This is a genomic window from Streptomyces sp. NPDC004134 (assembly GCF_042874195.1).
Taxonomy (GTDB): Bacteria; Actinomycetota; Actinomycetes; order Streptomycetales; family Streptomycetaceae; genus Streptomyces.
The window spans coordinates 153295-167347 of the sequence record NZ_JBIAMS010000017.1 but is presented as its reverse complement, the minus strand read 5'-3'; the positions used below and the strand labels follow the sequence as shown (position 1 = coordinate 167347).

11 protein-coding genes are annotated in these 14053 nt (G+C 72.7%); 3 read left to right on the top strand and 8 right to left on the bottom strand.

The window, feature by feature from the left end; all coding sequences use genetic code 11:
- The first annotated feature begins 54 nt into the window (after positions 1-54).
- Positions 55-2577, top strand: a complete 2523-nt coding sequence (locus tag ACFYVJ_RS21950; protein ID WP_388893870.1) for a glycoside hydrolase family 172 protein — start codon at positions 55-57, stop codon at positions 2575-2577.
- Positions 2578-2645: 68 nt separating this feature from the next.
- Here ACFYVJ_RS21950 and ACFYVJ_RS21945 read toward each other — a convergent pair whose 3' ends face one another.
- Positions 2646-3683 (bottom strand): hypothetical protein, encoded by a 1038-nt coding sequence (locus tag ACFYVJ_RS21945; protein ID WP_388893868.1) that lies wholly within the window; start codon positions 3681-3683, stop codon positions 2646-2648.
- 255 nt (positions 3684-3938) lie between these two features.
- On the opposite strand from ACFYVJ_RS21945, the gene ACFYVJ_RS21940 reads away from it, so the two are divergent.
- A complete protein-coding gene (locus tag ACFYVJ_RS21940; protein ID WP_388893866.1) occupies positions 3939-4826 on the top strand; it encodes an ETEC_3214 domain-containing protein in 888 nt (295 codons plus the stop codon).
- An 81-nt stretch (positions 4827-4907) separates the two neighbouring features.
- Here ACFYVJ_RS21940 and mmsB read toward each other — a convergent pair whose 3' ends face one another.
- The 7 genes from mmsB to ACFYVJ_RS21905 all read right to left on the bottom strand — a co-directional run bounded on the left by mmsB (position 4908) and on the right by ACFYVJ_RS21905 (position 13269).
- Positions 4908-6122 (bottom strand): multiple monosaccharide ABC transporter permease, encoded by a 1215-nt coding sequence (gene mmsB / locus ACFYVJ_RS21935; RefSeq protein WP_388893864.1) that lies wholly within the window; start codon positions 6120-6122, stop codon positions 4908-4910.
- Complete coding sequence (mmsA, locus tag ACFYVJ_RS21930) at positions 6119-7744, bottom strand: multiple monosaccharide ABC transporter ATP-binding protein (RefSeq protein WP_388893862.1); 1626 nt, start codon at positions 7742-7744, stop codon at positions 6119-6121. Before mmsA ends, mmsB begins: the two co-directional genes overlap by 4 nt.
- Positions 7741-8859: a multiple monosaccharide ABC transporter substrate-binding protein gene (chvE, locus tag ACFYVJ_RS21925; protein WP_388893860.1), complete on the bottom strand. Its 1119-nt coding sequence runs from the start codon at positions 8857-8859 to the stop codon at positions 7741-7743. The genes mmsA and chvE overlap by 4 nt, the downstream gene beginning before the upstream one ends.
- A gap of 5 nt (positions 8860-8864) precedes the next feature.
- The gene (locus ACFYVJ_RS21920; RefSeq protein ID WP_388893858.1) at positions 8865-9971 is read right to left on the bottom strand and encodes a hypothetical protein; all 1107 of its coding nucleotides are present in this window, start codon (positions 9969-9971) and stop codon (positions 8865-8867) included.
- Positions 9972-10048: 77 nt separating this feature from the next.
- On the bottom strand, positions 10049-11065 hold the full coding sequence (locus ACFYVJ_RS21915; protein WP_388893856.1) for a zinc-binding dehydrogenase: 1017 nt from the start codon (positions 11063-11065) through the stop codon (positions 10049-10051).
- A 90-nt stretch (positions 11066-11155) separates the two neighbouring features.
- A complete protein-coding gene (locus tag ACFYVJ_RS21910; protein WP_388893854.1) occupies positions 11156-12262 on the bottom strand; it encodes an aldose epimerase family protein in 1107 nt (368 codons plus the stop codon).
- 104 nt (positions 12263-12366) lie between these two features.
- Entirely contained in the window at positions 12367-13269 is a 903-nt protein-coding gene (locus ACFYVJ_RS21905) for an SGNH/GDSL hydrolase family protein (RefSeq protein WP_388893852.1), read from the bottom strand.
- 226 nt (positions 13270-13495) lie between these two features.
- On the opposite strand from ACFYVJ_RS21905, the gene ACFYVJ_RS21900 reads away from it, so the two are divergent.
- Positions 13496-13990, top strand: coding sequence for a DUF3145 domain-containing protein (locus ACFYVJ_RS21900; RefSeq protein WP_388893850.1), 495 nt, complete (start codon positions 13496-13498; stop codon positions 13988-13990).
- The last annotated feature ends 63 nt before the right edge of the window (positions 13991-14053 follow it).

Below are 14053 nucleotides of genomic sequence, written 5' to 3'. Positions count from 1 at the left end.
CGAGACCGCGCCTAGCTTCTCGTGAAATCGATTTCGAGAAGTCTGGGAGGCACCGTGCACAGACATGGCCGGATCCGCGGCGGCATCGCCGCCCTCCTCGCCGTGGTGACGGCGCTGGCGACCGGGGGCCTGGCGGCGGCCGCGCCCGAGGCGCCCGAGCCGCGCGGCGGTCCCGACGGGGGTGCCGCCAAGGGGCCCGTCGGATGGGACACGTACCGGCAGCTCGACCGGCTCTCCGACCTGCCGGCGGGAGCGCAGACCAAGCAGTTCTCCAGCTTCGACCGCACCGGCGGCAACGCGCACGACGGCTTCGACGGCAAGTACTCCTGTCTGCGGACGACCGCCGCCGGCTGCGTCATCGCCGAGCAGGCGGGGGCCGGCGAGATCGGCGCCATCTGGTTCACCCGCGACGAGGGCAACGTCAGCAGGACCGGCCGGATCACCATCGAACTCGACGGTGAGAAGGTCGTCGACGCACCGCTCCAGGACCTGGTCGACGGCAAGCTCGGCGCCCCCTTCGTCAGCCCGCTGGTCGCCAACGCCGACCAGACGTCCGGCGGCGTGGTGGTCGAGGTGCCGATGCCGTACCGCGAGTCGATGCGGATCACCACCGAGCACAACCCGCTCTTCCACCACGTCTCGTACCGCACCTTCGCCGACGCCGAAGGCGTCACCACCTTCGACCCGGACGACCCCGCCGACGACGTCGTCGCCACCCTGCGCGCCGCCGGCACCGCCGACCCCAAGCCGGCCGTCCCCGGCGCCCGCACCCAGCGCACCGGACTCGCCCTCGCGCCCGGCGCGTCCCAGACCCTCGCCCGCGCCGACCGGCCCGGGCTCCTCACCGGGCTGCGCGTCCAGCTCCCGCAGGCCCCCTACGTCCAGCCGCGCAGCGAGACCGACGACGGCAGGGCGTACGGCGCGGGCGGCGGCAGCGAGTTCACCCTCGCGATCGACCCCGCCAACGAGGGCGTGCGGCTCACCCGCCGCTACGACCCGATCATCGCGAACCAGGTCGCCACCGTGTACGTCGACGGCCGCGAGGCCGGCACCTGGGGCCCGACGCCGCAGGCCGGCGGCGGCCTGTGGGGCGAGGACAGCGTGGAGCTGCCCGCCGAACTGACCGCGGGGAAGTCGGAGATCACCGTACGCAACGTCTTCGTCTCCTCCGACCTCGACGTCAACGAGTTCACGTACTGGGCCGACAGCCGCGCCGGCGGCGAGACGCGCCGCACCGACACCATGGACGTCGGCGACGCGGCGAGCGAGACCGCCCACGGGTACGCCATCACCGCGCCGAACTGGCAGGGCGTGCGCACGTACGACTACCCCCTCGGCGACGGCGAGCGCGCCGAACTCGCCGCGGCCCAGGACGTGCTCCAGGGCCTGCGGCTGCGCGCCACCTTCGACGGCGAGCGCACGGTCGACGCCCCGCTCGGCGAGTTCTTCGGCTCAGGACACGCGACCGCGCCGGTGCGGGCCCTGATGTACGGCATCGACGCCGAGGCCGCGGGCGGGCCCGTCCTCACGTCCTGGTGGCCCATGCCGTTCGCGCGGAACGCGAAGGTGGAGCTCTACAACGGCTCGGACACGGCGATCACGTCCGGCACCGCCGAGGTCACCGCCGCCCCCTCCCGCGCCCACGCGCAGGCCGTCGCCTCCGGCGACGCGGGCCGCTTCCGCGCCACGTCGCACGCGGGGCCGACGGTGCCGGGGGAGAGCTGGGACTTCCTGGCGACCGCAGGGACCGGCAAGTTCACGGGCGTCACCCACACCATGACCGGCGAGCTGAACCGCAACTACCTGGAGGGCGACGAGCGGGTGCACGTCGACGGCGCCCGCACCCCGCAGATCCACGGCACCGGCACCGAGGACTTCTACCAGAGCGGCTGGTACTTCAACCGCGGCACCTACACCCAGCCCTTCAACGGCAACCCCACCCACCTCGGCCCGCCCACCGGCTGCGCGGCGGACCGGGACTGCACGGGCACGTACCGGCTGATGATCCACGACGCGGTGCCGTTCACGCAGGCCATCGACTTCGACATCGAGCACGGCTTCGTCAACGACAAGCAGGCGGACTACTCGACGACCGCGTACTGGTACGGAGAGAAGGGGGCGACCGGCACGAAGACCGACACCCTGGACGTGGGCGACCCGCGCAGCGAGAAGGCCCACGGCTACACCTCGGACGCCCCGGGCGACGTCACCGAGCTGGACTCCGTCTTCGAAGGCGACGCGCAGCAGCCGCGGCGCCTCACCGCCGGCACCCGCGCCACGAAGGCGCCGGTCAGCTTCACCCTGCGCGTCGACCGCGGCAACGCGGGCGTGGAACTGCGCCGCACGAGCGACCAGGCGGCGCCGTACCAGCGCGCGGCGGTGCGGGTCGACGGGAAGCAACTGCCGGACTGGCTCCAGCCGCTGGGCAACGCCGAGCGCCGCTGGCTGGACGACACGTACCAGATCCCGGCGAGCGCGACGGCGGGCAAACGCGAGATCACGGTGACCCTGACCCCGGCGGCGGACGCGCCACCGTGGTCGGCGGAGTCGTACGAGGCCCACACCCTGCGCGACTGACGTCCACCGCCCGCCGCGACCCCGCCCCGCGGGGGCCGTCAGGCACCTGCGGGGCGGGGTCCGGGGCGTCATCCGTACTGGGCGAGGACGGTGCGGGCGACCGATTCGAGGGCGGCGACCTTTGCGCCCTCCGGGCGGGCTGCCTCGTACCAGACGCGGACGAGGAGGTTGTCCTTGCGGACGTAGAGGTTTCCGGCTTCCGCGTCCACGGCTGCCTCGTCACCCAGCCCGGCCAGCGGCTCGCCGCCGAACGTGGGCTGCTCGAACGCGTAGCGCGCCTCCGCGGTGCCGTCGCGGGCGGTGAGCGCGCTGGGGGCGAACGCCTCGGCCCCGACGAAGAGCCGGCTGCGGGCCGGGTCTCCGGCCGGGCTCCAGTGACACCTGCGGATCCGATCGCCGGCCGGCGACTCGGGCGACGGCTCGACCCCCGGCACGAGCCGCGCACCCTGGTCGCGCAACACACCGCACAGCGGCTTCGCCCGCGGCACCTCGTCGGCACCGGGCTCGGGTGCCCCGGGGAGTTCGCCGTCGAGCGGTACGCCGGCGGCGTCCAGGACCTCGCGGGCCGCCCTCAGGACGGCGTCCTCCGCGGCGGCGGGCGTGACGGCGGACTCGTCGTCGAACTTCCCCGAGGTATCGGCCAGGACGGACACCACGACATTGCGCTGGCGCACGAAGAGCCGGTACGAGGTCGTGTCGACTCTGAAGGTGACGGCCTCGGCACCGAGTCCGGGCACGTCCCTCACCGTCCCGGCCGCGGTGCCGCCGACGCTCTTCGCCGCCTCGGGAGGGAAGCCGGCCCCGGCGGCCTCCGTCGCGGTCACGTCGTTCCCCCGGTCGGGGCTGAAGGCCGTCACGCGGACGAGCAGCCTCTGCCCGGTCTGCCGGCTCGGGTCCGTCGCCCACGTGCAGGCGCCGGTCTTCGGCGGTTCGATGCGCAGCAGTGCCAGGGTCTCGTCGGAGACGTCGTCGCACGCGCCGGCCGCGGCCTCCTCCCTGACCTCCCCGTCCTGCCAGCCGTCCGGCTCGGAGCACCCCGCCGCGCCGAGCAGCGCGGCGCCCGCGCAGAGCGCGGCGATGCCGCGGCGTAATCCCCGTTGCCCCATGGCGTGTTCCCCCTGCGTGTTCCGCCGCGGACTTCCCGTCCCGTACGCCGTCGGACGCCGAGCGTAGCGACGGGCGTCGGGGGGCGGGCGGATCGCCGGCAGCCTTGTTACCCACCTGTCGACGGCGACACTTTCGGATGAACGGCGGCGCGGGGCGGCATGAGCGGCGGGGGAGGCGCGCAGGGTCTTCCGCGGGGCCTCCCGCCGTACGGGGGGCCCGACCCGACTTCGATCCCCGCAAGGCGTGAGTCACCCATGGCGTCAGAGCCGGAGCCGGCCGGACAGGAGAGCCCACCCGACGATCCCGGCGGCAGCCACCACCTCGGCCATCGGTTCGAGAGCTGGACCAGGCGCAACATCCTCGTCGTCCTGCTGCTCTTCACCGCACTGGTCGCGTCGTCCGTGGCCACCGTCTTCACCACCGGCGCCGGCATCAAGGGCTGGTACGACGACAGGTACGACTGGCGGGAGAAGGAGTACGGGAAGCTGACGGCGCTGCGCGCCGGGTACAGCCTGGAGACGTTCGAAGAGGAGCTGGGGACGCCGCACTTCCGGTCGCCGGTACCCGGAACGAAGTTCACCGACAACGTCTTCGAGGGCCGGGACTACTGGGTCGGCGCGGTGACGGACGCGCGGGACACCGTGGTCGCGTACTCGGTGACGTCGTGCAGCACTGACTTCCGCCCCGAGTTCACGTTCGGCGAAGGAGGCAGCGACGAGTCCCGGCTGCGGCTCAACACCACCGCCATGTCCGGGGTGATCGCCCCGGATTCGGGTGTCGAGTCCTGGATCCACGTCTCGGGCGCCACCTCCAACAGCTATGTCTTCCAGGTGTACTACGGCGGCCGCCCGACCGCGTACAAGACCTATGCGTGGGGGATGAACGACATCTGCGCGTGGAGTCCCGGCCGGGCGGACCGTGTCGATGCCCGCTGGTACCGATGGCTGGGGCGGAACGCGAAACGGGGGGAGGGGGCGGCGCACTCGCGGTTCCAGGAGGGCGACCTCGACGCGGAGGCCCGGGGGCTGTTCGCGCGGTCCCCGGTGAACACCTACATGGAGACGTCCCCCGGAATGCTCGCGGCGGAGGTCTACCGGAACCAGATCGGCGTCGACCGCAACATGATCCTCACGGCCGACTGACCGCCCCCGGGGCCCTTCCCCTTCCCCGCCCTTTCTCTTCCTGTCCCCTCCCCGCGGCTCCCTGCCCGGCCGGTCCCGTCCCTACGACCCCGCCCGCCGCTTGTTCCAGATGTCGAAGCCCACTGCCGCCAGCAGCACCAGGCCCTTGATGACCTGCTGGTAGTCCGTGCCCAGGCCGACCAGCGACATGCCGTTGTTCAGCACGCCCAGCACCAGGCCGCCGATGACCGCGCCGAACACCGTGCCGATGCCGCCGCTCATCGACGCGCCGCCGATGAAGGCCGCCGCGATCGCCTCCAGTTCGAACATCTCGCCGGCCTTCGGGACGCCCGCGTTCAGGCGGGCCGCGTAGACGCAGCCGGCGAGGGCGGCGAGGACGCCCATGTTGACGAAGACCAGGAAGGTGACGCGCTTGTCCTTGACGCCCGACAGCGTCGCCGCCGCCCGGTTGCCGCCCAGGGCGTAGACGTGGCGGCCCACGACGACGTTGCGCATCACGTAGCCCAGCGAGACCAGCAGGCCCGCCATGATCAGCAGGACCACCGGGACGCCGCGGTAGCTGGCCAGGATCAGGGTGGCGGCGACGACCGCGGCGACGATGAACGCGCACTTGCCGAGCCACAGGGGGTACGGCAGCACGTCCAGTTCGTACGACAACTGGCGGCGGCGGTCGCGCCACTCCTGCCAGAGCAGGAACAGGCCGACGCACAGCCCCAGCAGCAGGGTCAGGTTGTGGTAGTTGGTGTCCGGGCCGGTCTCGGGGAGGAAGCCCTGGGCGATGTTCTGGAAGCCCCTGGGGAAGGGGGACAGCGACTGGCCTTCGAGCACGATCTGGGTGAGGCCGCGGAAGACCAGCATGCCCGCCAGTGTCACGATGAACGACGGGATGCCGACGTACGCGATCCAGAAGCCCTGCCACGCCCCCGCCGCCGCGCCGATCAGCAGCGAGCACACCAGGGCCAGCGGCCACGGGAAGTCGTGGTTGACCATCATCACGGCCGCCATGGCGCTGACGAACGCGACCAGGGAGCCGACCGACAGGTCGATGTGGCCCGCGATGATGACGATCATCATGCCCATGGCCAGGATCAGGATGTAGCTGTTCTGCTGGACGATGTTGGAGACGTTGCGCGGCAGCAGCAGGGTGCCGTCGCTCCATACCTGGAACAGCACCACGATCAGGCCGAGCGCGACGAGCATGCCGTACTGCCGCATGTTGGTGCGTATCGCGGTCAGCAGCGCCGTGGCCAGCGGAGTGGCCGGCGGCATCCGCCTGTCCTTCGTCGACGGGCTCATCCCTCGCCTTTCACGTGCGTGGTCATGTGGCGCATCAGCACTTCCTGGGTGGCCTCGGCCCGCGGCACCTCGCCGGTGAGGCGCCCGGCGGCCATGGTGTAGATCCGGTCGCACATCCCCAGCAGCTCGGGCAGTTCGGAGGAGATGAAGACCACCGCCTTGCCGCGCGCGGCCAGTTGGCCGATGACCGTGTAGACCTCGTACTTGGCGCCGACGTCGATGCCGCGGGTGGGCTCGTCCAGGAGCAGCACCTCGGGGTCGGCGTGGATCCACTTGCCGAGGACGACCTTCTGCTGGTTGCCGCCGCTGAGACGGCCCGCGGTCTCGAAGACCGTCGGGGTCTTGATGTTCAGCGACGTGCGGTAGCCCTCGGCGACCCGGCGTTCCTCGTGTTCGTCGACGGCGCCGCGGCGGCTGAGCTTGTGGAGGGAGGGGAGGGTGATGTTGCGCATGACGTTGTCGATGAGGTTCAGGCCGTACGTCTTGCGGTCCTCGGTGACGTACGCGATGCCGTGCCGCACCGCGTCCGGGACGGTCCGCACGTCGGCCTCCCGGCCGTCGACGCGGAGGACGCCCGCCTCGTACCGGCCGTAGGAGCGGCCGAAGACGCTCATCGCCAGCTCAGTGCGGCCCGCGCCCATGAGGCCCGCGATGCCGACGATCTCGCCGCGGCGGACCTCGATGGAGACGTCGTCGACGACCTTGCGCTCGTGGTCGATCGGGTGGCGTACGGTCCAGCCCTCGACGGCGAGGGCGACCGTGCCGGCGCCGGGGCCGCGGTAGCGGGAGCGGGTGGGGAAGCGGTGGTCGAGGTCGCGGCCGACCATGGCACGGATGATGCGGTCCTCGGAGAGGCCGCCGTCCCCGGCCCCGGCCCCGGCCCTGTCCCTGGCCCCGTCCCCGTCCTCGTCCCCGTTCTCGGCACCGCCCCGTACCGCCAGCGTCTCGATCGTCCGGCCGTCGCGCAGGATCGTCACCCGGTCCGCCACCTGCCGGATCTCGTTCAGCTTGTGCGAGATGAGGATGCACGCGATGCCCTGGTCCCGGAACTCCCGGATGAGGTCCAGCAGTTTGCGGCTGTCCTCGTCGTTGAGTGCCGCGGTGGGCTCGTCGAGGATGAGGAGCTTCACCTCCTTCGCCAGCGCCTTGGCGATCTCCACCAACTGCTGCTTGCCCACGCCGATGTCCGCGACCCGCGTCTGCGGCTTCTCGGCGCCCAGCCCGACGCGCGCGAGCAGGCGGGCCGCGGCGCGCAGCGTCTCGTTCCAGGAGATGACCCGCAGCCGCCGGCTCGCCTGCTCGTTGCCGAGGAAGATGTTCTCGGCGATCGACAGGTACGGCACCAGCGCCAGCTCCTGGTGGATGATGACGATGCCGCGCTCCTCGCTGGCCCTGATGTCGCGGAACGCGCACGGCCGGCCCTCGAAGAGGATCTCGCCCGTGTAGCTGCCGTACGGGTGGACGCCGCTGAGGACCTTCATCAGCGTCGACTTGCCGGCGCCGTTCTCGCCGCAGACGGCGTGGATCTCGCCGGGCGCGACCGTGAGGTGCACGTCGTCGAGGGCCGTGACGCCGGGGAAGGTCTTGGTGATGGCGCGCATGTCGAGGACCGCAGCGGTCACGTGAGGTCCCCGGCCTCGTAGTAGCCCTCCTCGACCAGCAGGTCGGTGTTGGTCTTGTCGATGCTGACGGGATCCAGCAGGAACGCGGGGACGACCTTGACGCCGTTGTCGTACGTGTCGGTGTCGTTGACCTCAGGCTTGCCGCCGGTCAGCACGGCGTCGGTCATCTGCACGGCCTGCTTGGCGAGCTTGCGGGTGTCCTTGTAGACGGTCTGGGTCTGCTCCCCGGCGATGATGGACTTCACCGACGCCAGCTCGGCGTCCTGGCCGGTCACCACGGGCAGTTCCTTCCCGCCGCTGCCGTAGCCCGCGCCCTTGAGCGAGGAGAGCACGCCGATGGAGATGCCGTCGTACGGGGACAGCACGGCGTCGACGTCCTCGTTGCCGTAGTTGCCGCTGAGCAGGTCGTCCATGCGCTTCTGCGCGGTGCCGCCGTCCCAGCGCAGCGTGGTGACCTGGTTGAGCCCGGTCTGGCCGGAGCGGACGGTGAGCTGCCCGGAGTCCAGGTACGGCTGGAGCACGGCCATGGCGCCGTCGAAGAAGTAGCGGGTGTTGTTGTCGTCGGGGGAGCCCGCGAACAGCTCGATGGTGAACTCGGCGTCCTTGTCGTCGTCGAGCTTCAGCGCGTCCACGATGTACTGGCCCTGGAGCCTGCCGACCCGCTCGTTGTCGAACGAGGCGTAGTAGTCGACGTTCTCCGTCTCCAGGATCAGCCGGTCGTACGCGATGACGGGGATGTCCGCGTCCTTCGCGTCGGCCAGCACCTCCGTCAGCGAGGTGTTGTCGATCGCCGCGACGACGAGCGCGTCCACGCCCTTGGTGATCATGTTGTCGATCTGCGAGACCTGGTTCTCGACCTTGTCCTCGCCGTACTGCAGGTCGGTCTCGTAGCCGGCGGCCTCGAACTGCTTCACCATGTTCTCGCCGTCGGCTATCCAGCGCTCCGACGACTTGGTGGGCATCGCGATGCCGATCGTGCCGCCTCCGGCGTCGCCCTTCTTCTCCTCACTGCCGCCCTCGCTGTCCTGGCCGCAGGCGGCGAGGGCGAGGGCGAGCGCGGACACGGCGGCGGCGGTGCGCAGTCGGGCGGCTCGGGGGGTGCGGGGGGTGCGCATGGCGGTCAGATCCCTTCGGATACGGAGGAGGAGGATGCGGAGGCGGAGGCGGAGGACTCGGGAGCGGGGCCGGACCCGGGAGAGCCGGCGGACCCGGGAGGGCCGGACCCGGGAGGGCCGGCGGATGCGGGAGTGGACCCGGACCCGGGTACGGGCCCTGCGCCGGACCCGGCCCCCGGGAACCGGCGCAGCACACCCGGCAGCCGGGACCCCGGCGGCGACATCGCACCGCCCGCGCCGAGCCGGTCGAGGAGGTCCAGGACCAGCCGTCCCCGGCGCACCCGTTCGCGCGCGGCGGCGAGCACCGTCTCGCGCATGTGGGCGCCGTACGGGTAGATCCCGGGGGCCTTGGACAGGCCGAACTTCAGGTACAACGGCGCCCCGCGGCGGATCAGCTCGGCGGTGTCGTACATCCGCACGAAGCCGCCGAGGTCGTCGGGCGCCTCCACGTACAGGTCCATCGGGGCGGCGCTGACCCGGCGGATCTCGGTGAGCTGCTGGAGCGAGAGGTCGGAGGGGATGTTGAGCGAGTCGGCGCCGAGCCGTTCCCACACCGCGTACGCGGCCGGGTTCACCGGGCCGACCAGCGCGGAGACCTTGAACGTGGTGTGCGCGGGCAACTCGCCGATCTCGCGCAGCCCGTGCAGCAGCCACAGCACCCCCTCGTCCGCGACGAGCAGGCACCTCACCCCCAGCCGGGCGGCGCGCAGCGCGTCCTCCACGCAGCCGGCGAGCTGGTCGTGCCCGCGGGCCCGCAGCCCCGCGCCGCCGGAAGGGCTGCGGGTGGCGGCGCCGGTGTCCCAGGTGCCGCGCGGGCCCGTGAACAGCGACAGCTCGATGTCCCGCGCCGCGCAGGCCGCGACCATGTCGGCGATCTCGGCGTCGGTGAGCATCCACACGCCGCTGCCCTGGCTGATCCGGTGCACGGGCACCTCGAGGCGGGTGCTCTCCTCCAGCACCGCGGCCAGCGCCTCCGGGCCCTCGACGGACGGGATCTCGGTGCGCCAGCGGCCGCCGTCGGGGAAGGCGTGCGGCGAGGTGTCGGCGGGATCGGGCGGCGGGGCCGCGAAGCCGAGGCGGCCGAGGGCCGGTTCACCGGGAGCGTGAGGCACGGTACTCCTTCGTTCGTCATATCGGACGTCGTTCGGTCTCGTACCGATGGGCAGGCCACGGCGGCCACGTCGCGCGCCTACGGCCGCAGCAGCACCTTTCCCACCGCCGGATCCCCGCCGCCGACCAGGCCGACGGCCTTCTCGTACGCGTCCAGCGGCAGTTCGTGCGTGATCAGCGCCGCCGGGTCCAACTGCCCCGCGCCGAACGCCCGCACCGCGTACGACCACGCCGCCGACGAGGCGCCGAAGACCCCGTACACGGCGATCTGCCGCATCGCCAGCGTCACCGGGTCGACCCCCGCCGCCCCGCCCGGCGGGATGCCCGCGACGACGACCCGCCCCCCGCGCCGTACCAACTCCACCGCCGCCACCGCCGAGCGCTCCGCCCCCGCCGTCTCCACGACCATGTCGTACGCCCCCGCCAGGCCCCCGGCAGCGCCGGGCGCCACCGCCCGCGCACCCAACCCCCGTGCCGCCTCGGCCCGTTCCCCCCGCGGCTCCACCACCAGCAGCTCCGCCGGCGAGTACCCCGCGAGCAACTGCACCGCCAGCAGCCCCAGCGTCCCGCCCCCCACGACGGCCACCCGCTCACCCGGCAGCGGCGCCCCGCGCAGCACGGCCGCCGCGGCGACGGCCGCCGGCTCCAGCAGCGCGGCGGCGCGCAGGTCGGCGGCGTCGTCCAGGACGTGCAGCAGCCGCACCGGCACCGTGACCGCCTCCGCGAACGCCCCGGCGCGGGTGAACCCCGTCTCGTCGTAAGGACCGGCGCACAGGTTCGTCTCGCCGGCCCGGCAGCGTGCGCACACCCGGCAGCAGCGGAACCCCTCCGCGACCACCCGCCGCCCGGCCAGCGCCGCGTCGACGCCGGGCCCGACGGCCGCGACCGTGCCCGACCACTCGTGGCCGGGCGTCAGCGGGTACGTGACATAGCCGGCCGGCCGGGTGCCGTCGTACAGCTCGCGGTCGCTGCCGCACACCCCGGCCGCGTACACCCGCACCCGCACCTCGCCGGGCCCGGGCGGCGGCGAGTCCACGCTGCCGACCTGCGCCCGTCCGGGTTCGCGCAGCACGACCGCACGGTGCGTCACGCCCATCGAAGCCCTCCCCGTCCTCGTTCGAGATTTCGTCAGGCGTTCGAAATACAGGCGTGTGACGGTAAGGAGGCGGGCGGCAGGTGTCAACGGTCAGCGCACGGTGAACTCGTAGACCGTGGCCGAACGGTAATGCTCACCGGGCCGCAACACGGTGGAGGGGAAGTGCGGGTGGTGCGGGGAGTCGGCGAAGTGCTGGCTCTCCAGGGCGAGTCCGTCGCCGGGACGGTAGGCCCGCCCGGACGGCCCGGTGAACGACGGGAAGACGAAGTTCGCGGTGTAGAGCTGCAGTCCTGGCTCGGTGGTCAGCACCCGCAGCGCCCGCCCCGAGGCGGGCGAGGAGACCTCGGCGACCGGCTCGGGCGCGGCGGTGACGCCCTTGTCGAGCACGAAGTTCTGGTCGTACCCGAGGCCGATCAGCAACTGGGGGTGCCCGGAGCGCAGTTCCGCGCCCACCGGGCGCGCGGAGCGGAAGTCGAACGGCGTGCCCGCCACGTCCGCGATCTCGCCGGTCGGCGCCGCGGTGGGGGAGTTGACGGTGAACCGGCTCGCGGCGATGCGCAGCCGGTGGTCCTCGACGCTGCCGCTGCCCTCGCCGTCGAGGTTGACGTACGAGTGGTTCGTCAGGCTCACGACGGTCGGCGCGTCGGTGGCCGCCTCGTAGTCGAAGCGCAGCGCGCCCTGGGCGGTCACGGTGTACGTGGCCCGCACGTCGAGCGTGCCGGGGAAGCCCTCCTCGCCGTCCGGGCTCGTCCGCGACAGCAGCAGCGCGGCGGCCCCGGGCGCGGCCGGCGCCGCGGCGGCTGCCCACACCCGCTTGTCGAAGCCGCGGGCGCCGCCGTGCAGGCAGTTGGGGCCGTCGTTGGCGGGCAGCGGGTAGGTCCGGTCGCCGAGGGTGAAGGAGGCGCCGGCTATGCGGTTCGCGTACCGCCCGATGAGCGCACCGAAGTACGGGTCAGGGTGCGCCACGTACTCGTCCACGGTCGCCAGCCCCAGCGCCACGTTCGCGTACCGCCCCGCCCGGTCCGGCACCTCGACGGACTGCACGATCCCGCCGTACGACAGCACCCGCACCCGGGTGCCGCCCGCGACCAGCGTCCACCGCTCGACGGGCGTGCCGTCGGCGAGCTTCCCGAACGGCTCGGCGGTCACGGAGGGCGCCGGCACGGCGTCGGGCGGGGGCAGGGGAGTCTTGGCCATGACAAAACCCTATGCGGCCCGCCGGGCTTCACCGCAGGCCGCCGCCCACCGGCTGCCGACCGCGGCCCGCTCCCCGCCGGCCCGCGGCCCGCCGTCCGCCCCGGCTATCCCTCCCGCGCCTCCCGGAGCTTCTTGTACGCGATCTCCGCCAGGACGTTCTGGCCGTCCTCGTCCGGGTGGAAGGAGTCCCAGCGGCTCAGGTGGTCGCCGGTGAAGGCGTACCGGAACGCCGCCCCGTCGTCGTACACGCACAGCGGATGCTTCCCGCACTCCTCCGCCAGCACCGCGTTGTACTCCACCACCCGGTCCTGCACCTCCTCGCGCCGGCCGCTGGCCGCCACGCCGAGGTCGGAGGGGTCCGCGAGCATCGACTGGCAGATGCCCAGCGACCAGATCTGCCGGGTCACCACGCTGCCCCGGCCCACCTCCCACAGCCGCATGAGGCTCGGCACGCTGGACACGTACACCTGCGTCCGCGGCAGGTCGGACTCCAGCCGGTCCAGCGAGTCCGCCACCGCCGTGCGGTAGTCCGCCACCGGAGTCATCTCCTCCGCGCTCTCCGTACAGGCGTCGTTGGCACCCATGAGGATCGTCACGAGATCGGGCCGGCGGGCGATGGCCTCGCCCGTCTGGACCGGCAGATCCGCCACTTGCGCGCCCGAACGGGCGAAATTCCAGGTGTGCCCCGACGGCTTGTCCAGCAACCGCTGCGCCAGGCTGTCCACGTCCTGCGAGTCGCCCGTCGACCAGGACTTCTCCGGGCAGTCGGTCAGCGGCTCGCAGGCGTGGAACCCGCGGGTGATGGAGTCGCCGAGGGCGGCCACCGACTTCGGTGGCCGGGGCGCCGCCCGGGCCTTCCGCGACGGCGCGCCGGCGTCCTCCGCGCCGCCTGACGGCGCGGCAGATCCCTTGTCCTTCCCCTGTGTCGCGCCCTCGCCGGTGCAGCCGGCGAGGACCAGTGACATCGCGACCGCCCCCGTGAAGACGAGTGCCGCCCCTTTGCGCATCCCTGCGCTCCCTCCCGCCCCCGAGGTCCTCCTCCGAACGTAGGTCAGCATGCTCAGGACCGACCGTACGGCACGCGCGGGCTGCGACGGCACGGTAGCTTGGCTGATGCTCAACGGGCCGTATCGCGGCGGGATAGCACCCGGTAACGGAGTGTCCTGTTTACCCGGAAAGGCGACCCGTGGTGTTTACTCTAGGCAACTTCGAGCCCGCGGATGGAGGCCCCCGGTGACGACACGTGGAGTTCTGTTCGTCCACTCTGCCCCGCGGGCGCTCTGCCCGCACATCGAGTGGGCGGTCGCCGGCGTCCTCGGCGGCCGGATCAGTCTCGACTGGATCCCCCAGCCCGTCTCGCCCGGCACCTGGCGCGCGGAGTTCTCCTGGCAGGGCGAGCCCGACACCGCCTCCCGGCTGGCCTCCGCGCTGCGCGGCTGGCACCTGCTGCGCTTCGAGGTCACCGCCGAGCCGTACGCGACCGCGGAAGGCGAGCGCTACAGCTCCACCCCCGACCTCGGCATCTTCCACGCCGTCACCGGCGTGCACGGCGACATCCTGATCCCCGAGGACCGGCTGCGCGCGGCGCTGGCCCGCGCGCAGCGCGGTGAGACGCAGTTGGAGGCGGAGATCGCCAAGCTGCTGGGCAAGCCGTGGGACGACGAGCTGGAACCCTTCCGCCACGCGGGCGAGGGCGCCCCCGTCCGCTGGCTGCACCAAGTGGTGTGACCCGGCGGGCCGTCGGGCCCGCCGGGTCACGGTGGAGACAGTGGGTGCGGGCGGGGGCCGCCG